General features: G+C 48.0%; 18 protein-coding genes and 2 pseudogenes. 8 read left to right on the top strand and 12 right to left on the bottom strand.

The features are described from left to right. The first annotated feature begins 320 nt into the window (after positions 1–320). The 8 genes from minC (at position 321) to prfA (ending at position 10,364) form a co-directional block, all read left to right on the top strand. Positions 321–1,103 (top strand): septum site-determining protein MinC, encoded by a 783-nt coding sequence (gene minC / locus AC1RR2_RS07310; protein WP_493221631.1) that lies wholly within the window; start codon positions 321–323, stop codon positions 1,101–1,103. A gap of 48 nt (positions 1,104–1,151) precedes the next feature. Then, positions 1,152–1,967, top strand: coding sequence for a septum site-determining protein MinD (gene minD, locus AC1RR2_RS07305; RefSeq protein WP_493221630.1), 816 nt, complete (start codon positions 1,152–1,154; stop codon positions 1,965–1,967). A 1-nt stretch (position 1,968) separates the two neighbouring features. Next, complete coding sequence (gene minE, locus AC1RR2_RS07300; protein ID WP_493221629.1) at positions 1,969–2,235, top strand: cell division topological specificity factor MinE; 267 nt, start codon at positions 1,969–1,971, stop codon at positions 2,233–2,235. A gap of 143 nt (positions 2,236–2,378) precedes the next feature. After that, positions 2,379–3,071, top strand: a complete 693-nt coding sequence (locus AC1RR2_RS07295; protein WP_493221628.1) for a response regulator transcription factor — start codon at positions 2,379–2,381, stop codon at positions 3,069–3,071. Between the two features lie 320 nt (positions 3,072–3,391). After that, positions 3,392–5,107 (top strand): FecR family protein, encoded by a 1,716-nt coding sequence (locus AC1RR2_RS07290; RefSeq protein WP_493221627.1) that lies wholly within the window; start codon positions 3,392–3,394, stop codon positions 5,105–5,107. Positions 5,108–5,222: 115 nt separating this feature from the next. Continuing rightward, a complete protein-coding gene (locus tag AC1RR2_RS07285) occupies positions 5,223–7,685 on the top strand; it encodes a CHASE2 domain-containing protein (protein ID WP_493221626.1) in 2,463 nt (820 codons plus the stop codon). Positions 7,686–7,775: 90 nt separating this feature from the next. Further along, on the top strand, positions 7,776–9,050 hold the full coding sequence (gene hemA, locus AC1RR2_RS07280) for a glutamyl-tRNA reductase (protein WP_493221625.1): 1,275 nt from the start codon (positions 7,776–7,778) through the stop codon (positions 9,048–9,050). Between the two features lie 234 nt (positions 9,051–9,284). Further along, the gene (prfA, locus tag AC1RR2_RS07275) at positions 9,285–10,364 is read left to right on the top strand and encodes a peptide chain release factor 1 (RefSeq protein ID WP_493221624.1); all 1,080 of its coding nucleotides are present in this window, start codon (positions 9,285–9,287) and stop codon (positions 10,362–10,364) included. 136 nt (positions 10,365–10,500) lie between these two features. Here prfA and AC1RR2_RS07270 read toward each other — a convergent pair whose 3' ends face one another. The 12 genes and pseudogenes from AC1RR2_RS07270 to kdd form a co-directional block, all read right to left on the bottom strand. After that, positions 10,501–11,280 (bottom strand): type 2 periplasmic-binding domain-containing protein, encoded by a 780-nt coding sequence (locus tag AC1RR2_RS07270; RefSeq protein ID WP_493221623.1) that lies wholly within the window; start codon positions 11,278–11,280, stop codon positions 10,501–10,503. A 108-nt stretch (positions 11,281–11,388) separates the two neighbouring features. Then, positions 11,389–11,871 carry a sensor histidine kinase gene (locus tag AC1RR2_RS07265; RefSeq protein ID WP_493221707.1) on the bottom strand — a complete coding sequence of 161 codons (483 nt, stop codon included), beginning with the start codon at positions 11,869–11,871 and terminating at the stop codon, positions 11,389–11,391. Positions 11,872–11,898: 27 nt separating this feature from the next. Then, a pseudogene (locus tag AC1RR2_RS07260) lies at positions 11,899–12,546 on the bottom strand (histidine kinase dimerization/phospho-acceptor domain-containing protein); the annotation flags it as partial. A gap of 210 nt (positions 12,547–12,756) precedes the next feature. Next, a pseudogene (locus AC1RR2_RS07255) lies at positions 12,757–14,106 on the bottom strand (CHASE domain-containing protein); the annotation flags it as partial. Positions 14,107–14,499: 393 nt separating this feature from the next. Further along, positions 14,500–14,997, bottom strand: a complete 498-nt coding sequence (locus AC1RR2_RS07250) for a GNAT family N-acetyltransferase (RefSeq protein ID WP_493221622.1) — start codon at positions 14,995–14,997, stop codon at positions 14,500–14,502. Between the two features lie 253 nt (positions 14,998–15,250). Next, positions 15,251–16,072, bottom strand: a complete 822-nt coding sequence (gene kce / locus AC1RR2_RS07245) for a 3-keto-5-aminohexanoate cleavage enzyme (RefSeq protein ID WP_493221621.1) — start codon at positions 16,070–16,072, stop codon at positions 15,251–15,253. A gap of 130 nt (positions 16,073–16,202) precedes the next feature. Further along, a complete protein-coding gene (locus AC1RR2_RS07240; protein ID WP_493221620.1) occupies positions 16,203–16,475 on the bottom strand; it encodes a hypothetical protein in 273 nt (90 codons plus the stop codon). 497 nt (positions 16,476–16,972) lie between these two features. Beyond that, entirely contained in the window at positions 16,973–17,380 is a 408-nt protein-coding gene (gene kal / locus AC1RR2_RS07235; protein WP_186892694.1) for a 3-aminobutyryl-CoA ammonia lyase, read from the bottom strand. 208 nt (positions 17,381–17,588) lie between these two features. Then, positions 17,589–18,353, bottom strand: a complete 765-nt coding sequence (gene kamE, locus AC1RR2_RS07230) for a lysine 5,6-aminomutase subunit beta (protein WP_314859232.1) — start codon at positions 18,351–18,353, stop codon at positions 17,589–17,591. Positions 18,354–18,363: 10 nt separating this feature from the next. Continuing rightward, a complete protein-coding gene (gene kamD / locus AC1RR2_RS07225) occupies positions 18,364–19,926 on the bottom strand; it encodes a lysine 5,6-aminomutase subunit alpha (protein ID WP_493221619.1) in 1,563 nt (520 codons plus the stop codon). Further along, entirely contained in the window at positions 19,923–21,041 is a 1,119-nt protein-coding gene (kamB, locus tag AC1RR2_RS07220; RefSeq protein WP_493221618.1) for a lysine 5,6-aminomutase reactivase subunit KamB, read from the bottom strand. Before kamB ends, kamD begins: the two co-directional genes overlap by 4 nt. A 12-nt stretch (positions 21,042–21,053) precedes the next feature. Further along, on the bottom strand, positions 21,054–22,100 hold the full coding sequence (gene kdd / locus AC1RR2_RS07215; protein ID WP_493221617.1) for an L-erythro-3,5-diaminohexanoate dehydrogenase: 1,047 nt from the start codon (positions 22,098–22,100) through the stop codon (positions 21,054–21,056). Positions 22,101–22,171: the final 71 nt, after the last annotated feature.

The raw sequence follows: 22,171 nt of genomic DNA, 5'->3' as shown, positions 1-22,171 counted from the left end.
CGCATGCGGTGAAGCAAATTATTATTGCCTGACGTCGTCAGTCCCATCGCGGAATACAACAAACACTTGAAGCGCTAGAAATTTGCTTAGAATTCGAGCAAATATGGGAATTTTTATGCAGTTTTTTTGCTAAGCGGGCAATCAATTGGTAGGATGGAGCCTGCGCGTAATTGATGACGTTTTTTGGGCTGTTTTTGCCACATTTGAGTGGATACTTGGCAAACTTCGCTTGTTTTAACAGAATCTCTTGCTTTTCTTACCTTTAATGCTCATTTGTTTTTTTGCTCTTATTTTTACCATTTTCAATGTGAAGCAGCTTTATGCAAAATAGCCTGACCCGTAAACCCATAGAAATAAAAATATCCACGGTGGTGGCAGTGTCTGTCATTTTAAATGAGGCAGCACTGGCGACTTTGGAAGTCGCACTAAGAGAAATGACGGGCGGCACACCAGATTTTTTTGACGATGAATTTGCCATTATCGATGTAGAGAACATCGCGCACGAGACACTGGACTGGGCTGGCCTGATTGCCTTGTTTAAATCATGTGGTCTCCATGCCGTCGCTGTACGCAATGCAGCCGAAGAGCAATATGCAACGATACGTGCACATGATTTAAGCATCGATGTCGTGAGTAAGGCAAAACCAGAGTTGCCGAAAGAAGTAAGTCCTGTTGCGCTAGAGATCAAAGCCGAGCCTGCAGTAACAGAAACGCCTGTAGTTGCTGCGCCTGCACCAACTGCCATGCCTGCGGCGTTGGAACATATACCCGCCATGGTGATCGATACGCCGATACGCGCCGGTCAACGCGTGTACGCCCGTGGTTGTGACTTAATTATTACTGCCTCGGTGAACAACGGTGCTGAAGTCATCGCCGATGGCAGCATACATATTTATGCGCCACTGCGTGGGCGCGCCCTTGCTGGTGCGCGTGGCAATACCAATGCACGTATTTTCACCACCGCGATGGAAGCAGAATTAGTGTCAATTGCCGGTATCTATCAGACCTTTGACGCCGGCTTTCCTAAATTGGCAGCGAATCAAGCAGTACAAATCAAGCTGGTGGGTGACAGTATTGAAGTATCATCAATAAAATCTAGTTAATCCCGTTTTAGTACAAAACATAATTCAAGTTCATCGAAGGAGTACCCTGTGGCAAGAATCATCGTTGTGACATCCGGCAAAGGCGGTGTAGGCAAAACCACTTCAAGCGCGAGTTTCGCTTCTGGTTTAGCTCTGCGTGGACATAAAACAGCCGTGCTCGACTTTGACGTCGGCCTGCGCAATCTCGATTTGATCATGGGCTGCGAACGCCGTGTCGTATACGACCTGGTCAATGTCATCAGCGGCGAAGCGACCTTGAATCAGGCGCTGATCAAAGATAAGCATTGCGATAATCTATTCATCTTACCTGCGTCACAAACCCGTGACAAAGATGCATTAACTGAAGATGGCGTGGAACGCGTCCTGAATGATTTGATCAAAATGGACTTTGAATACATCGTCTGTGACTCACCAGCTGGTATCGAACGCGGTGCGGTGATGGCGCTGACCTTTGCTGACGAGGCGATCGTTGTCACCAATCCGGAAGTATCTTCGGTGCGTGATTCAGACCGTATTCTCGGCATTATTCAAGCCAAGTCCAAACGCGCTCAGGCCGGTGGTGAACCGGTAAAAGAACATTTGCTCATCACACGCTACTCACCAAAACGAGTCGATGCCGGTGAAATGCTGTCCTACACCGACGTCCAAGAGATTTTACGGATTCCGTTAATCGGCGTTATTCCAGAGTCAGAAACCGTTTTGCATGCATCTAACCATGGCAATCCAGCGATCCACATGAAGGGCAGCGATGTCTCAGAAGCTTATGGCGACGTGGTCGCGCGCTTCTTAGGCGAACAGCCGCCACTGCGTTTTGTGGAATATGAAAAACCAGGTTTGTTGCAACGTATTTTTGGAGGTAAGTAAGATGGCTTTGCTTTCTTTTTTGTTTAACACTAAGCCAAAAAGTGCGAATGCAGCAAAAGAGCGTTTGCAAATCATCATCGCACGTGAACGAAGTGGTGGTCGCGAAGGCTATGACTTTCTACCTGCATTGAGGGAGGAATTGATTGCTGTTATTTCTAAGTACACAAAAGTGAACCCCGAGGACATTAAAGTGTCTTTAGATAAACAAGGTAATTTAGAAGTCTTAGATGTCAACGTGATTTTGCCTGATGCCGAGTTACGTAACTAAATAGCACAACTAAGTTACACAACTAAGTTACACGACTAAGTTGCACAACTAATTTGCACCCTGTATGTATGCAGTGAAAAAACCTAAGCCCGTTTTTTCACTCTCTTCGTCACATTCTTTACCGAGCTTTTATCCAAGACCCTATGAGAATTGCCATACTAGATGATGACCAAAATTTGTTGGACCTGACCGTCGCGACTTTGACGGATGCGGGTCACACTTGCCACCCGTTCACCAGTGGCAAAGCAATGATGCATCAATTGCATCGTGAAAGTTTTGATCTGCTTATCTTAGATTGGCAAGTACCCGATTTGAGTGGTACGGAGATCTTGCATTGGGTCAGAGAAAAGTTATCGGCCACATTGCCTGTCCTGTTCATGACCAGCCGCTCTAGTGAAGACGATATCGTGACAGGACTGGCGGCAGGTGCGGATGATTACATGATCAAACCGATACGCCGCGCTGAATTAATCGCACGCGTCAACGCACTACTACGACGTGCTTATCCGACTCAAACTGCAGCCGAAATTGTGCAATTTGGCCCTTACGAATTTGCTGTCCGCAGCAGCCGCGCCAAACTCAATGGTGCAGCGATAGAGCTAACTCAAAAAGAATTTGATCTCGCTTTATTGTTATTCCAAAATCTGGGTCGCCCCTTATCGCGTGCTTATATTTTGGAAGCGGTATGGTCGCGCGATATAGAAATTCCCTCGCGAACGATGGATACCCATATCTCACGGGTACGCAGCAAACTGGATTTGCGCCCTGAAAACGGTTATCGATTAGCACCTGTTTATAGCTACGGCTACCGCCTGGAACAAATCGCTAAAGAATAAGTCAATAGTGCGCCATTAGCCAAATTGCGTTGGGAATAAATGCCTGCAATCGCAAGTGCGATTAATTTTTAAATTTTTATAGGACCTAGGCAAAATTGCGCTGGCTAAACGTGGCGCTGCAGACAGTGCAGTTGCACGACGCGGGTGTAGTGAGGAATTCAAGCGGCCCCCGCTTGCTCACTTAGCAGATAACAAATGCTTGTGTTATCGCGCCCAGCAAGGGAACGCAACAAGGCCAACGTCTGTTTTTCGTAAGTCCTATTTTACTGGCGGTCTGAAGAATGCCATGTTCTCAGATCCCGTTTGTGCTGGAGTAAGGTATGAAGCAATATGGTAGCAATTGTCTTTCTGTTCTCGCTAACCCCAAGTCCGCGCTGATTTATTTCTTGCTCAGCTGCGCAATCGGGGTGGTCAGCGCGCCCAGTTTGGCGCAAAAATTAAAAGGCAATCCAGGTACTTTCAGCGTCACTCCTGCGGAAGTCACCTACTACGCTTTGGAGCGCGATACGCTCACTAGCATCGCCAAACAATTTACCGACAAACCCAGCAACTGGGACTTGATAGGCAAACGCAATAAGATAGGCAATGACAGAACCATACCTGTCGGTTCCGGCATTATTATTCCTGCTGAGCTCTTAGCAGAAGAAATCAGCTCCGCGAAAGTGTATGCAATGGCGGGCAAAGTGCTGGAGATTAAAAAGAATGGGCTTGAAAGCGAATTAGAAGTAGGCAGTATCGTCACAGAAGGCAGTCAGATTGTGACCGGCAAAAATAGCTTTGCGACGCTAGTGTTAGTAGATGACTCCCGTGTTTCGGTGCCATCGAATAGTCAAATCAACCTGGCAAAACTCAGAGTCACCAAATACACCAAAAGTCCACGTACTGAGATTAAATTAGTACAAGGAAAAGTGGAGTCAAAAGTGACGCCCTTAAGTCAAAACAAGGGGCGCTACGAAGTGACCTCGCCCTTAGCCATCGCCGGGGTACGTGGCACCCATTTTCGGGTGGGCATCAACGACAACGGCATAGGCAATGAAGTATTAGAAGGTGGTGTCGCCGTCGGCAAAAAAGAAACCCCGAACGCTATCCTGCTCCCGGCGGGTCAAGGCAATGTGGTGAGCGCGACTAGCGTCGGCAAAGCTATAGAACTACTGCCAACACCAAGCTTAGTCGATGGCTATCAATTACAAGAGCGTCCAACACTGCAATTCACATTGAACCCGGTGAGCAATGCGGTCGCCTATCGGGCTCAAATCAGCACGGATGCGCAAGCTCAAAATATCGTAAGCGAATCACTCAACAAAGAGGCTCGTTTTAAATTCGACAATCTGATTGACGGTGCCTATTTCATCCGCGTCACGGCGCTCGACGCCAATAACTTAGAAGGCGTTCCTGCTATTCAGGCGTTTGTTTTGAAAGCACGCCCAGAGCCACCATTTCTACTACAACCTAAACATAAAGTCCGCGCCGAGTCTGTCACATTTAAATGGACAGAAACCAACATCGCCAAATCTTATCGACTGCAAGTGGCGAGCGACCTTCATTTTAAGAACATCGTACTGGATCAAGACAAAATCAAAGGCGTAGAATTGAGTACGTCCCGATTAGGTCTTGGTCAATATTTCTGGCGCGTCGCTACCGTCATTGAAAAAGACGCGGCACCTGATCAAGGACCATTTTCGTCGGCGCAGGCATTTAGTGTTTTGGCGCCACAAGGCATGAATACGGTCAACGATACGGGCGAAAATAACATGAACTTCAGTTGGCCCGCGGAACCGGGTCAGAGCTTTCTGGTACAGATAGCGCGAGATCCCGACTTCAAAAAAATCTATTTCAGCAAAGATCTGGATGTTGCCAGCCTCACTATCCCACGTCCTGAAAACGGCGTGTATTACATCCGGGTAAGAGCTACTGATGCTGACCGTTTTATCGGTAATTTCTCACCTGCCCAGAAATTTGAAATTCGCCTGCGTTGGACCACGGGCAACGGCGAACCACTCAACTCCTCGGGTGGTGCCGTACGTCCGGTTAACTAAATAGACGGGCGCTTACCCAAACCATAAACTGGGGTAAGCGCGACGCCGTTGCTTCATTTGCCTAAGCCTCAATTATTCGTTTACTCATAGCAAAGACAAGACGTCCAGGATCGTGATGAAATCGCCCAAACCCACCCAGACGCACAATGTCGCACTACGCGAATGGTGGATTTTGGTGTGTGCTTTGCTATTGTTGACGGTGCTGATGGTCGCGACAACGATGACCGCACGACTCGACCAAACGGTGTATGACCGCCTCTTGCAAACCCAAAACAAAGCAGCTCGTGAAGACATTATCATCGTCGCGATAGATGACTATAGTTTGGCTGAATTGGGCAAATGGCCGTGGCCCCGCAGTCGCCACGCGGAACTGATCAACAAACTCAATCAGTCTCAGGCTTTAGCCATCGGTGTCGATATCTTATTTTCTGAAGCTGAAAACAATCAAGCCGCCACCTCCGACAAGTTGGCGCAAGATGGCGATACGCAACTGGCACTGGCCATCGCCGCCAAAGGCAATGTGGTATTACCTCTCATCTCAGAGCAAGCTGGCAAGGGTTTGCGTGCAGCGCCGCCGATTCCAGCCTTGAGCAAAGCCGCTCATGCATTAGGTCATATTCATATCGAACTCGATTCAGATGGCGTTGCCCGTAGCGTCTTTTTGCGTGAAGGTATGCGGGCTCAGTGGTGGCCACACTTTGCCTTAGCGATGCATGATCTGGGTTTAGGCATACAACGTGATATGACCCAATCCACCAACTACGCTGGAACAAGGTCTTTCGCGCAAGCATTTTCCAACGATGGCAAATGGTGGCAGCGCGACTGGCAAATGCATATTCCTTATTATGGCAGCAGCGGTCACTTCAGCGCCGTGCCTTATGTCGCCGTATTACGCGGCGAAGTACCGGCAGATTTTTTCCGCGGTAAATATGTTCTGATTGGCCCTACCGCGACCGGTATGGCCGATGCCTTCCCTACGCCCGTGACTTCAAATGAAGGCACACTATCGGGGATAGAAATTAATGCCAATATACTCGCTAGCTTACTCGATGGTCGCAGCATCAAATCGCTCGCGATCTGGCAAACCGCTTTGATCAGCAGCATTGCGGTGTTGATTGCTTTGCTCAGTTGTTTCCTATTTTCGCCCCGCATTGCTTTAATAGCCGTCGCTTCGCTTTGTGCTACGATGTTACTGGCCAGCTTTCTTCTATTGTTGGCCGGCGTTTGGTTGGCGCCCTCGAGCGCCATCATTGTGCTGCTGATAAGCTACCCTTTATGGAGCTGGCGCCGACTTGAAGCAGCCATAGGATTTCTGGGTGAAGAATTTATTTTGCTCGATCAAGAACCGCATTTACTGCCTGAATTCAATCCAGATCTGACACTGAAAGAAGATAACACCCGCATCGCCCGACAAGAAATCCAAGACAAGTTAGGACGACACATCAGCGCCATGCGCGCTGCTGCACGCCGGGTGCGAGATTTGCGCCAATTCGTGACCGATAGCCTGTTTAGTCTGCCTGACGCGACCATGGTGACCACTACCGATGGCAATGTGGTCTTAACCAATCCAGCTGCCGTAGATTACTTCAAGAGCATAGGCATGCCGCATGTGATTGACACCTTGGTGCCCTACTTGTTCGCGAATATGAGTCATCCGCATACCGAATATCTTGTGGACACGCATAACGCAGGCAATCCGAATTTTAGCTGGTGGCATATTCTGGATCTGCAACAAACCCAGTTATTGAGTAAAGGCGTCGAAGTCATCGATCCCAAAAACCGCGACCTGATCATTAAGAGTGCCCCTTGTTACTCGGGACAAAAAGTCTTGATAGGCTGGATTATCAGTATTCTCGATATCTCAGAGATTCGTCAGGCAGAACGTCGCCGTGACGAAACCCTGCACTTCATTTCGCACGATATGCGCGGGCCGCAAGCCTCGATACTGGCATTAATAGAATTACAGAAAAGCAGCAAAACCGCGATCGCCCACGAAGACTTTTTAACTCGCATAGAAAAAGCCGCCAATACGACCCTCAGTCTCGCCGATAGTTTTGTGCAACTCGCGCACGCCGAATCGAATGAGTATCGCTTTACGACTATCGACTTCCAAGATTTATTGCTGGATGCGACCGAAGAAATGTGGACACTAGCAAGATCCAAACGCATCAAAATTGTGACTGAAATTCCCGAAGGTGATTTTCCGGTGCGGGTCGACCGCAGCTTAATGACACGGGTACTGACCAATCTACTGTCGAATGCAATCAAATATAGCCCGACCGATACCACCGTGACTTGTACGCTGGATTTCAATACCAAGAATCTCAACGACAGCATCGTTTGCCGCATACAAGACCAAGGCTATGGCATTGCCCGCTCCGAACAGAGCCGGCTGTTCCAACGATTTCAACGCCTGGGGCATGGAAAATCCGCGGAACAAATCAAGAATGACGGCATCGGACTGGGTATGGTGTTTGTCAAAACCGTTATTGACAGACATTTTGCCCATATCAGTTTTACCAGCGTGCCCGCCGAAGGTACTTGTTTTACGATAGAAATACCGGCACATAATATGTAAATAGCAATTGATTCTCCGCAAGAAACCTAAGCCATCCATGAACTGCTTGACGAGTCGCGCTATAATGACGCCCTCAAACCTCTAAATCCTATGCAACTACTCGCCGTCGGCCTCAATCACACGACTGCCCCTGTCTCTCTGCGAGAAAAGGTGGCCTTCTCTCCTGAGCAGATTTCTCAGGCGGTGGTTGGCGCGCGCGCCTGGTTTGCCCGTAGCGGTTCTCAGTTAGCATCCGAAACAGCGGTACTCTCAACCTGCAACCGCACTGAGTTGTATGCCGTTGCCGATGTGGATAATCCTATCGACATGACGGCGCATTTTTTGGCGGATTTTCATAAGCTGCCTTACGCGGATTTGCGTCATCATCTGTATACGCTGCCGCAAGACAATGCAGTGCGTCACGCATTCCGTGTGGCATCAGGCTTAGATTCTATGGTCTTAGGTGAGCCGCAGATATTGGGGCAGATGAAAGAAGCGGTACGCCAGGCTGACGAGGCCGGTGGACTTGGCACTTATTTACATCAATTATTTCAACGCACTTTCGCGGTCGCAAAAGAAGTCCGTTCGACGACCGAGATTGGTGCACATAGTGTTTCCATGGCGGCAGCGGCAGTACGTTTGTCACAACGCATCTTCGACAAGATTTCAGATCAAAAAGTGCTCTTCATCGGTGCCGGTGAAATGATAGAACTGTGCGCCACTCACTTCGCAGCACAAAATCCTAAGAACATCACCATCGCCAATCGCACTTTAGAGCGTGGCGAAAGCTTGGCACATCGCTTTGGCGCGAAGGCGATTCGACTAGCCGAATTGCCAAATTGCCTGCATGAATTTGACATCATCATTTCATGTACTGCATCGTCGCTCCCCATCATTGGTCTCGGCTTAGTAGAACGCGCCATCAAAGCACGCAAACATCGTCCTATCTTCATGGTCGACCTCGCCGTACCGCGCGATATTGAATCCGAAGTTGCCAAGCTCGATGACGTATTCTTGTACACCGTGGATGATCTCGCCAGCGTGGTACAAAGCGGCTTAGAAAACCGTCATGCCGCTGTCGCGCAAGCCGAAGCGATTATTGAAACGCGCGTACAATCGTTTATGCACTGGGTTGACGGTCGCCACGTGGTTCCTGTTATTCAAGATTTGCACGAAAGCAGCGAGCATGTACGTCAACACGAATTGGAACGTGCCCGCAAAATGCTGGCACGTGGCGATGATATTGAAGCTGTTTTAGAAGCCTTATCCAAAGGCATCACGGCCAAATTTCTGCACGGTCCGCAACAAGCTTTGCATCAAGCACAAGGCGAAGAGCGCGCACATCTTGTGCGCCTGTTACCACAATTATTCCGCACTAAGCGTTAGCTGCTCCATTTCAATTTTCACGCAATCAACTTGCGACATGCTTTGCACTGCTTTGATGGCTGCCATAGCCAGAGCCGAATTTCTATTTAAATCTCACATCATGAATTTGAAAACCCCTCAACGCCGAGGCGCCGAGACACCGAGGAAAAACGGAGTAAGAACTCTGCGCCTCTCTGCACCTCCGCGTCTCGGCGTTGAAGGGTTTTAAGACTGTCATTTTTCGTAAAGAACATTATGAAACCATCCATGCTACACAAGCTCGATCAACTCTCAGAACGCTTGGTCGAAGTGGGTCAATTACTGGTACAAGAAGGTGTCACCAATGACATGGACACCTATCGCAAACTCAATCGCGAACATACCGAACTAGAGCCTTTGGTCGCGCTGTATCACAATTATCAGCAAGCACAAAGTGACATCGTCGAAGCGCAAGCGATGTTGAACGATCCCGACATGAAGGAATTTGCGCAAGAAGAAATTCAAGCTGCGAAAGATCGTATCGAAGCGCTGCAACGCGAATTACAAACTATGTTGCTGCCCAAAGATCCTAACGATGAACGCAATATTTTGTTAGAGATTCGTGCTGGAACGGGTGGTGACGAGGCCGGTTTGTTTGCCGGTGATTTATTACGCATGTACACCCGCTTCGCCGAACGCAATCGCTGGCAAGTCGAAGTGATGTCCGAATCGCCTTCCGAGCTCGGCGGCTACAAAGAAGTCATCATTCGCATAGCTGGTTTTGGTGCGTACTCCAAACTCAAATTTGAATCGGGCGGACATCGTGTACAACGTGTACCAGCGACGGAAACTCAAGGCCGTATTCACACCTCTGCTTGTACCGTGGCGGTCATGCCCGAAGCGGATGAACTGACCGACGTCATCATCAATAACGCCGATCTGCGCATCGATACCTTCCGCGCCTCGGGTGCCGGTGGTCAGCATATTAACAAGACCGACTCCGCAGTACGTTTAACCCACATCCCAACCGGCATCGTGGTCGAATGCCAAGATGGTCGCAGCCAACATCAAAACAAAGCTCAAGCCATGCGCGTATTAGCGACTCGCATCATGGACGGTCAGCTCCGTAAAAAGCAAGCAGAAGAAGCCGCCACCCGCAAGAGCTTGATCGGTTCAGGTGATCGCAGTGAACGCATTCGTACCTACAACTACCCACAAGGTCGCATGACGGATCATCGTATCAATCTGACTTTGTACAAACTCGACTTCATTATGGATGGTGAGCTGACTGAGTTGACCAATGCTTTAGTCGCGGAGCATCAGGCGGAGTTGTTGGCTAGTTTGGGGGATGATTAAGTGTCGACGCAATGCGGTCTAAAGGCGAATACGGGCGGACTATATCCTGGATGAATGCTGACTGAGTGCTTGATGTGCTAGGTAAAAATCAAGAAGCACAGATGGTCTTGTGTTTTTTGATTAGGCTTGCCAACACTCACTGCGGAAACCACTTAGCCTGTATCTTCTTGATAACGCCATTCTTTTCTATGATTTGAAATCCACGATCAAACTGCTGTGATAGAAACAAGCCTTGCGCATGCTTCAGGCTAAAACCTATGGAGCCAGTCTGAACGCCGCAGTTGAATGCAAACCGCACTTTTTGCTCAGTACCCGCCAATTCACTTTTATGCATTTTTGATTGGTAGTCATTCGTCATAATGATGGACGCTAGGAATCGTTTTGCCGCTAACATTTTCAGGCTGTTGATGTCGGTCACCGATTCAAGAAAAATAGCGCCCTCACTTCTAAGTGCGATAACCTGATCCGGATATTCGTAACCGCGCGTCAAAGCGATGCGATCACCTTTCTTAAATTTACAACTTGATTCAGCAGTACGCGGTAACGGCCTTTCTATATGTTCGAACACATCGGCATTCACCTTAAATAGGGGCTTACTAGAAAATTTTAATACGCCTTGAAACTCAGGAAGCCAGCCCATACTAAAACAAGCGGGGACAGTACCTGACAAGACCCTAGATTTGCAACGCGAATAGGGAACTACACCCAGCTTCACTTGTATTCCGACCTCTTTAAATGCAGCTAAAACCAAATCATTCGCATAACCGCTGCCGTCCGGCTTTGACCAGGGGTCAGCGGCATCTTCCACCAAGATATGAACGACTTTTTGCCCAGCCTCTTGAGGTACTGCCAACGCTGGCCAATAACACAGCAAGAGAGCAAGCAAAAAGATTTTTTTTAGATTACCAAGTAGCATAAAAAACTATTAAGAAATAAGCCTGTCAGGGTGACGCTTTAATCAAATTCAGACTCAACTACCTTCACATCAACGGCTACCAATAATATCAAAAATAGACGCGCAGAATTATCCTCTGCCAGTACGTACATCGGCTATTTTCATGTCGATATAAAAGATTGATCCTTTCCCTATCTCACTGGAAAAACCGATAGAGCCGCCCATTTTTTCTATCATGGATTTTGCCAAACTTAGTCCCAAACCGGTGCCCGAATGTTTGCGTGTAACTGAGCTATCACCTTGGGTAAATTTTTTAAAGATTTGTTGACTGAAAGCCGCATCAATACCTATGCCATGATCACAGATTTTGACTCTGACAATATCGCCCATGCGTTCCACCACAATGTCGACCACACCATGGGGATGGGAAAATTTAATTGCATTCGAAATCAAATTACAAAGCACTTGCATATAGCGATTGTCATCAATACTCACATGCACATCGGAAAAACCTTCAGCTACGACGTTAAGCTTTACCGAGAATTTTTCAGCATAACCCATATTGTATTCAACTGCTTTATGCAATTGCTCAACCAAGCGATGGTTCTCCATTTTAAATAGCATGCCGCCATATTCTAACTTTTCAAAATCGAGAATATCGTTGATGAGCTGATGTAAGCGCTCAGCATTATTACTTGCGAGCTTAATCAATTTGAGAGCCGCTTCTGGAATCTCTCCTACCGCCCCACCACTGAGTAAACCCAGCGAACCACGGATCGATGTTAGCGGCGTGCGCAATTCATGCGACACCGTGGAGACAAACTCACCCTTAATTTTGTCCAGGCGCTTTCTCTCTGTCAGATCGTGCATGACCACGATATAGATCGATTGATCCTGTTGCGTAATTTTGGCGATAGCCAGTTCCAGGGACACCAAACTAGCATCCGACCGTCGCCTTTGCACTTCTATCATAGGCTTAGCGATGTGACTAGTACACGCAATAATCTGCGCAAAATTTAAGGCATCACCATGTTCATCCAGAAACAGATCCCCTAATGTGACCGCAGCTGCCGTTCCCGAAATTGCACGACTATCCACATCCAGAAATTTCTCTGCGGCCCGATTGCCTGACAATATCAATCCGTTAGCAGCGACAGTCAGGATGCCATCTGCCGCATGCTCCAGTATCGCTAAACGATTTTCTTCACTTTCCTGCAATTGTCTGGTTCTCTGTACCACCAAGGCTTCAATCTGAAAAGCTCGTCCGCTAATCGTCAAAAAATACATACCGACTAAGCCTGAGAACAACATGCCTGCAACCAAAGAAATCCATGCCGCCCAGGGACGGTGTTGCTCCAGATACGCATCCGTTGGTCTGGCCTGCAACTGCCATTCCCGCCCACCAAATTTTATCTTTTGACTGACCTCGGCAAGACTGAGATCATTGCCGAAATCATCTAAAAAAATGTCTGGCCTGAGTAGCTCACTACTAACATCAAGCAATCTTAGTTTGATCTCGTGCCTATCTTGTTCACTCAATAAATTGCGCAGTACATCACTCGGTCGCAATACGCTGACTACGATACCGAGTACAGCATCCAAGTTCTCAGGATGAGTCGAGGTCCGCGACTGACCATGGTCTATGTCGCGCACCGCCGTTATCAACACCGTACTTAGCTTACCGTGTTTTTCTTGAACGATAGTCAATGGCTCCGTCGCCACCGTACGCCTATATTTAATGGCCTCTTGTATGCTGGCACGTCGATTTGGCACTGAATACAAGTCGAAACCCAATGCTCGCTCATTACCGGCAAAAGGTGCGACATAGAGTATGGGGAAATACAAGTCGCGCAGGCCAGCGTTCTGCATATTTTTGTGCTGATCACGCTCAAGGATAGAGAATTTTTGTTGCAATGAACTAGCATGTTCGAGTTCAAAGGCCTTACGGTCTGCATTCAATAGTTTCGGCGCCCATTCGACGGCCGCCAACTCGCCCTTGTATTGCAACAAAGGTGCAGCTATTGACTCAAACTGCGGCAAACTCAGGTGAGGGAAATTTTCAAAAACCGTGGCTAATTCTTTTTGTCCTTCGACGTGCGCTTGCAGGCGAGATTGAAAGCCATGTACGATATTTTGCAGGCGATGTTTGAACTCTTGCGCCTGACGGTCTTGCTCCCAGTTTCGTACAGAGATATAAGTCACCATCATTAAGAATAAAATCAGCAACTGGGGCAGCAACACCGAATAACGACGTCCAGCCCATAAAGGTCTGGGTGACGCAAACAATACAAAGACGATAGGCGTAACAACTAATACACCTAAACAATCACCACCCCACCAGGTAATCCAATTACTAAACATGACACTGACCGGCATGATGCCAGCAACAAATAGACTACTGATTCCTACACTAGCACTGACTAGGCAGGAAAAAGGCCCCGCCAGCACCATAAATTTGAAAATTTCATCGTGATGATTTAGCTCTAAGGAAGTGGGTAAGAACTTCCTCACTAACCAACAACCGAAGACGGCTTGTGTCATCGCACCCAGCGCGATCACGGTAACCAGCATATAGGCGGTCAGCGATATGGCATGTTGGGTTTCCCAGGTAATCCAGAGATTTAATAAGATAGAGCCGATTGCAACGCCTGGCGCAAATCGATAACCGGCGATCAAAACAGCCGCCACCGCTAGCCCAGCAGGCGGGTAAATCGCCATGGCATAACCAGGCGGTATAGCTAACAGTAGAGAGAGGCGCCCAAGTATCAAATAAGCAAGGGCAAGAGCGCAGTTACCAAGAACGACTTGTCGCCACGGGTGACTCGATTCTGATAAGTTGGCATGCATCAGCTACGCTCCGAAGCCATGATTGAATTGCTAGGCGTACTCATTTTTCGGTAGGCCAAATTAAAACCAAAATCGAAGTTGGATAATCAGAAAACGATGCGATTTCGTTAAAATATCGTCTCGCTCACACTGGGTTCCTTAGCCCGCATGAAGTACCTTCACAAAAAATTGCAAGCCTGATAAAGATTGTGCGGGATATCCAATTTCATGGCAAGTGCCGCAGCTAGTTTGCTTAATCCCTGTGGCTGGATAGAAACGCGCAGTTTGGCTTCGGCATGTTTGCTACAAATTCACCACACCGTGTCGAACTAAGGCTGGTACATGGTAGGGATATTTTTATCACATTCGCGAACAACTAAAAAAGCACCGCACAACTGTTTGTGCAAGTGATTTTTAGTCACCTCTTGATAAATTGTATCGATAGAACTTGCTATCAATTTCCATTGCAAAAAAGTGCGATGGAAGCTCGCTCTTTGCCACTTCTTGAAAGCCATGTTTTTCATAGAAGCGATGCGCGGCTAAAAATTGTGCTGTCGTTCCCAAGTAAATGTCTTGAATCTTGTTCTGTTTGGACCAAGTCAATAGGCTGCTTAACAGGGATTTGGCGACACCGTATTCGGCACCTCGATGACTGGCTCTAACAAACATCTTACGTAAAGCAGCATGCGCATGTCCGATATCTTTCAAAGCGATACTTCCGACCACTTCATCGCCATCCAAAGCTAACCAAAAATTACCAACCCCTTGTTGATAAAATTCCGGGATAGCCAATAAATCTTGTTGCGTATCCAGTCCGACTGACAAGCCATATTCTTGCTGCTGGATTGGCAAAATCAAATCGATCACTGCTTGCGTATAGGCTGGCGTAAATGTCGTAATTTGTAAGTTCATTTTGGTTACACGGTCAGATAGATTCACCCACTATCAATTGAAGTGAGCACAAATTAATACCAAGCAGTATTGAATGTTGACGAGCATATGGCTGCAATATCGAGAAACTCAATACTTGGCTATCACTCATTACAGAATTCTGAATTTTAAGAGACACGCTTCGCCTATTCTCATGCTTAGCTCAAAAAAATTCAGGCCACCCCACCCACAAAAGGACGAGATGACCTGGTTCAATTCAAATTAGTAGCGGACCTTAGCTACGCGCAGACATACCCAAAATCTGCCGTGCTTCAGCAGGTGTCGCCACAGCTCTATCATGTTCACGGCTGATGCGTGCCACACGTTCAACTAATTGCGCATTACTGGTAGCGAGTTCACCTTTGCGGTAATACACATTGTCCTCAAAGCCAACACGGACATGACCACCAAGAATAATCGCCATAGTCGCCAAGGGCAATTGCGCTGCGCCAATACCAGCGACTGTCCAACTTGCATCCGCTGGCAATTGTGAGCGCATATACATCAAAGCCTCTGGCGTGCCAGCCATCGCGCCGGGAATACCAAGCACGAAATCAACATGCAAAGGTGCAGTGATTAAACCCTTTTTCAACCAGCGATTGACGGTGCTGATCATGCCGGTATCGAAGACTTCATACTCTATTTTGACACCCAAGTCTTTCATGGTCGTCGCGAAGATATCCATGTCGTCGGGATGATTCATAAATACATCGTTACCGAAATTGACTGAGCCCATCGACAGAGTTGCCATTTCTGGCTTCAACGTAACTGGCGCGAGGCGCTCCTGCGCTGTCATGCCAACTGCACCGCCAGTTGAAACCTGTACGATCACATCGCAACGTTCGCGTACTTTGGTGATGATCTGGCGATAGACTTCCTTGTCTTGCGTTGGTGTGCCGTCATCGTAACGTCCATGTACATGAACGATGGAGGCGCCAGCTTTGGCGCATTCGAATGCGGCATCGGCGATTTCGTCTGGGGTGATGGGGAGGTTAGGTTGTTGTTCGCGGGTGACTTCAGCGCCTGTTAGGGCTGCTGTGATGATGAGTTTTTCCATGATCTTGGTCTCTTTATTTAGTACATTCTTTGCGCATTCTTGCACAGATTGTTTAACTTATTTGTAGGGCGGGTGCAACCCGCGTTTTTTTCTTTTGTACTTCGTTTTTGCTTTCGAGTTTGCTCGTCGTTCACAGGTCGGGTGTGGCCCGACAGCCACTTCCTTTCTTTGCTTCGCCAAAGAAAGGAAGCAAAGAAAGGCGACCACGCTGCCACTGCCCTTCGGGTTCCCAATTATGCAGGACAAAAATGGGAAAGCTTCGAAACTCGCTTCGCTCAGACAACGAAGCTTTCTTTATCCATTTTCTGTCCTGCACAATTGGCAGTGTCAGAAGTGGATGAAAGTCAAAATCAAAAACAACTTCAAAAACAACACCAAAACAATCAGAGCCTACGGCATTCAATTTTCTATTAACCGTTGTAGGTCGTTGTTTTTGACTTTGCCTTTGACCTACCCCCGTTTGAGACGATGTAATTTGTGCTTCACAGAAAATGGATAAGAAAGTGTCGTTGTTTGAGCGAAGCGAGTTTCGACACTTTCCCATTTTTTGTGACGCACAAATTATGCTGAAGCGTAGCGTAAGCACCCGAAGGGCGAGTCTACGGTCGCCTTTTTTGGCTTACCTCTTTTTTGGCGAAGCAAAAAAGGTAAGTGGCCGTCGGGCCACACCCGACCAAGTACATGTTTCGCATCCGAGAACGTCAAATCAAAATACGAAAAACAAAGCAGCGCGGGTTTCACCCGCCCTACAGAACCTAAAACCCATCCCCATTCCAACCTTCCCCTTGAAGGAGAAGGAGTAAAGCGAGCGCTCTATCCGGATGCAGGCAAATCGCCATTTTTGTTGACAATGATTAGATTACCATTGCTCTACAATCGGCAATCACTCAACAAGTACGATTAGCGCTTAATCCGCTGAAAATCCGCCGGCACCACACAAGTCCCAGAAGCCTTGCAAACCACCACAGGCTCAGCCAACACATCCGCAGCAGAAACCTGTCCAGCAATCTTCGCAGGCGAAATCACCTTACGCGCTTCAAACTCCATCTTACGTGAAGTCTTGCCCATAGAAACAATACGACCTGTCGCTTCAATATAATCACCAGCAAACACCGGCGCCATAAATTGCACATTATCGTAGGCCACAAACAAACCTTCATCGCCGTCACTACGGATCAACAATTCTGTCGCGACATCGCCAAACAAATTCAACATCTTCGCGCCATCGACCAGATCACCTGCATAGTGCGCGTCGTGCGAACCCATGCGCAGGCGTATCAAACTCGTGTACTTGGATAAATCTTCCATCATTACCTCTTTTAAATTCGGTTCATTGCTCCCTTCTCCCGCAAGCGAGAGAAGGGTTGGGGATGAGGGGCGTTCTAATTCGGATAAAGTGATTTAGTACAAAAGACTATCCGTCTCCGCCGTCGTTTACCCACCAATGACCTTACAGCTTCAGAACCACCCTCACCCTAACCCTCTCCCGCATGCGGGAGAGGGAACATATATTCGATTACGCCGCGTGGCGCTTAATCCATTCATGAATCGCAAACGACGCCACATCTTCAGCATAAGACTTGGTACCAAAGCCGGCATCGTAACCCAACTCCTTCGCCAACTCATGCGAAATACGGGGACCACCAACCACCAAGATCACCTTATCACGCAAGCCTTCTGCTTCTAACAAGTCGGACAACTTGGTCAAATTATCGAGATGAATATTTTTTTGCGTCACGACTTGCGACACCAAAATCACGTCGGCTTTTTCTTCGATGGCACGCGCGATCAATTCTTCAGAATCGACCTGCGCACCCATATTGATGGCGCGCACTTCGTGATAGCTCTCTAGACCTTTGTGACCGTTATAGCCCTTCATGTTCATGATGGCGTCAATACCCACGGTATGCGCATCGGTTTCAATACAAGCGCCGATCACGACCATACGACGGCCCATCTTCTCAGCGATCAAAGCATCAATCGCATATTTATCGAGCGTTTCGTATTCTGGCTTCACGACTTGGAAGCTAGACAAATCGACTTGATGTTTGCACTGACCATACACGACATAAAAGCTAAAGCCTTTACCCATATCTTCGCAATGAACAACAGAGGGTTCTTCCAAGCCCATCAACAAAGCCAAACGCTTCGCGCCTTCTTTAGATGTTTCATCGAGTGCGACCGGCAAGGTGAAAGAAACCTGTACACGACCATCGTTCATGGTGTCGCCATACGGCTTAACCCACTGTTCTGGTTTTTTGATATCTGCCATTGTTGTCATGTTTTTCTCCTTAGGCTGCATGGGTTGGCAACGTCGTTGGCAACATCAATTGTGGGAATGGATTGTAGTAATCCGCGGCTTTAGTGATCACGCCAGCCAAACCTTTACCGCCGGTTGGTGTGCGTGAGATCTCTGCAAAGGTGCCCTTACCAATCGCTGCTGACAAGCCCATTTTTTCTATCTCTGCCAAGATGCTTTCTGTTTCTGCCAAAACTTCTTGTGCACGTGTTTCTATCTTACCGCCTGATTTGAATTCGATTTCAGAGTTCAAATCCTTCATGGTGCCGAATACATATTTCGCATTTTGAATCGCCAAGAAACGGTCTTGAATAAATGGCGTATGAATCGCTTCGGTCATCATTCCTAGCAAGTGAATATTTTGATTGGTGACCGTACTGACGATATTGAACAAGGTGTCCTGTACCTGGCCTTTGAAAATATTGCCTGTCATGTGTTTAGTCGGTGGCATGTATTTCAAAGAGGCATCTGGGAAAACCTGACGCACTAATTGGGCATGCGCCATTTCCCACAAGAAGCCGTTTTCTAATTCTGGGTGAATTTCGAATGCATGACCGAGACCCATTTGATCTGGCTGCAAGCCTGACAGATACGCAAACTGCTCGTTAATCAATTGTGATGCCAAGACCGTATGCGCGGCTTCATAAGCATCGGCTGTCGTCAAATAATTATCTTCACCGGTATTGATGATAATGCCCGCGTAAGCATTCACCATACGTGAGAAGAATTGATCGATGAAGGTACGCTTCATATTGATGTCGCGGAAGATGATGCCGTACATGGAATCATTGAGCATCATATCGAGACGTTCAATCGCGCCCATCGCTGCGATCTCAGGCATACACAGACCAGAGCAGTAGTTGGTCAAACGAATATAACGACCGAGTTTTTCACCAACTTCGTCCAAAGCGGCGCGCATCAATTTGAAGTTTTCTTGCGTCGCGTAAGTACCGCCAAAACCTTCGGTGGTTGCGCCGTAAGGCACATAGTCGAGCAAACTTTGACCAGTCGAGCGAATCACTGCAATGATGTCTGCGCCCTGCTCTGCAGCCGCACGTGCTTGCACTACGTCTTCATAAATATTGCCGGTCGCGACGATCAGATACAACCATGGCGTTGGTGCTTCACCCATCGTCTCGATTTGTTTGGAACGGTAAGCGCGTTGATTGGCGATACGTTCGCACATGATCGCCGCTTGCGCTTCGGTTGCTTTGCGCGCAGCATCTGCGTCTTTTGGCAAAGCCAAAGTCAGCGTGCCTTTAGAAACCGCCTCAGCAACTTCTTGCGCTGTCATCTTATTTTCTTGCATAGCAGCGACCACGATCGGTGCCGCGCCATGCTGCAATAAGTTTTGCGCTTGCAAATGATCAACGACCACGTTTGGCAAAGGCACATAGTTTTCATCAATGCCGTCAATGCCCAGCAAACGCAAAGTCGCGCGTTCTACCGTTGTGGTTGTGTACTGTGACATTTCATCGAACACTTGACGTGCGATGCGGCGCGCTGAATCGCGTGCGCGATCGATTTGTGCCTGATCTAGTTGTAATTGGCTCATGCTGCTTCTCCTGTTTCTTTAATTTTTTCGTCCGATGTCGCTTCTAGTACAACGTCACATACGTCGTAAGCGATGAAGGCATTCTTTGCCACATCCAAAAACTCAGCAGCGTCAAAACTGCCACCCATGGGCGAAAATGGATTCAAAGTAATCCCGGTCAGATTAATACCACGATACCCGACTAATTTCGCACCGAGCTTTTGAAAGATCAACAAATCGGTGTTTTCTATAAATAATTTCGTGCCATCTGCAACAACCACGGTCAATGCTGGATGACGTTCCGCCAAACTACTTAAGGCGCGCCACAATTGACGCCCAACTGCACCACTAACCGCAATCGTGCCCACATCGGCGTCGATGAATTCCATCAATTTCGCGCCAGCATTTAAAGTAGCAATTTCTTCTAAAAATAGCGTCTTGCCCTGTTGATCCCAAATACCAACACCGCCTTGTGTGAACACGGCTTCGCATTGCGCCTTTATGCCTTCATCCGCTTGTTTGATGCCGAGAATACCAAGACGATCACGCGTCTTGCGAATCACGTCTTGTATGCCACCACCGATTGCAGCACCGGTTGCCAGAATCACGCCGTCAGCAATCGCTGGAGACGCATGGTGACTGCGGCCTAAAGCGCCATCCAAAATCACCAAACTCGCGCCGCATTGACGCAAACGTGCGATCACTTTTAACTGATCACTGCCACGCGACGCACCAGCGACTTCCATCTCACCATATTCCATGACTTTGACGACCAAAATCTCACCCATAGGGCTATCGATCTGCGTGGAGTCAATCAACTTCCAACGCACTTTAGCGCGCTGCAAAGTTTCGCGTGCGGTAGCAACTAAATTTCCTGGCCACACCATGATCGGTGGTTTTGGGTTGAAAAATACTTGATCGCGGTCTTCACCATCACGACCGATCGAGGTTAAACCGATATCGACTTGCCCCGCCGCTGCTTGCGCCAGAACGTGATTCATCGCAACCGTCTTACCGGTATTTTTGGTCATGCCCATGACCGCTAAAGTCTGCATGCCACTATCGTGGATGCGTTGCCATAGCGGGCTGGTTTTGATGCTACTTAAATTGGGATGTTTGAACTCCATCGTCGGCATCTTTCTATGCTGTTAAACGTAGAGTTCAGTGAACAATTTGCGCAGTGTTTCACTCTCGCGCAGCAAGGCTAAAGAATGTTCTGCGTGACCAGTTGCGTAGCCATTGCCGACGATCATTTCCACGTCTTTACCTACACCTTCTGCGCCGAGAGCGGCTGCAGTAAAGCTAGTTGCCATAGAGAAGAAATAAATTTTACCGTGCTGTTTGGTGGACAAGATGCTGCCCATCTCGGTGTTCTGAATATTCACGCAATTGATGACTAAATCGGCCATTGCGCCATTGGTCACTTTCGCTACGGCTTCCATCAAGGCCAAAGCATCGGTCGCATCGACTTGTAAAGTATGATCAGCCCAACCTAATTCTTGCATGCGTTTGCAGTCTTTTTCAAACGGAGAAACACCGATCACGCAACCGTTTTTGCCAGCGCGTTTTTTCGCTTCGTACACACACAAAGTACCGGACTTGCCACCACCACCGATGACGACAACGGTGTCGCCTTCTTTGACCAAACGCGCTGTTTGAGCAGGCGCACCAGCAACGTCCAAAATCGCGAGCGCCATCTTTTCATCGATGTCTTCTGGCAGTTTCGCGTAAAGGCCAGTTTCAAACAAAATCGCTTTGCCTTTGATATCGACCTGATCTTTTTGCATGTGAATCTTGACGATTTCATCAATGCGCAGAGGTGTCAATGACAAGGAGACCAAGGTAGCAATTTTGTCGCCTACTTTTAAGTCAATCTTGCCAGCTAAGGCTGTGCCAATTTCCAAAATCGTACCGATTAACATGCCACCAGAACCCGTCACAGGATTGTGGTGCTTGCCGCGCTTTTCGACTATGCCTTTGACGATCTCAGCAACTTTGGCTTCATCGCCATTCGCTTCTTGTTTGATTTGCGTGAAGCTGGCAGCGTCGATATTTAAAGCAGAAACATCGATCAGGATTTCGTTGTCGGTGATCTCCATCGTGTTATCGATTTTCCACGCGCCTTGTGGCAATACGCCTTGTGGTTCGATAACGCGGTGGATGCCGTAGGGGGAGCTTGGGGTTGTGAATGTCATGATGAGCAGATTGGGATAGTTAGGTAGATGATCGCCGCTAATGTCCCCTCTCCCGCAAGCGGGAGAGGGTT

It is taken from the genome of Undibacterium sp. GW821-FHT11H02, assembly GCF_058808015.1.
Note: the sequence above shows the minus strand (reverse complement) of the source record. Positions and strands in the feature narration are given on the sequence as shown.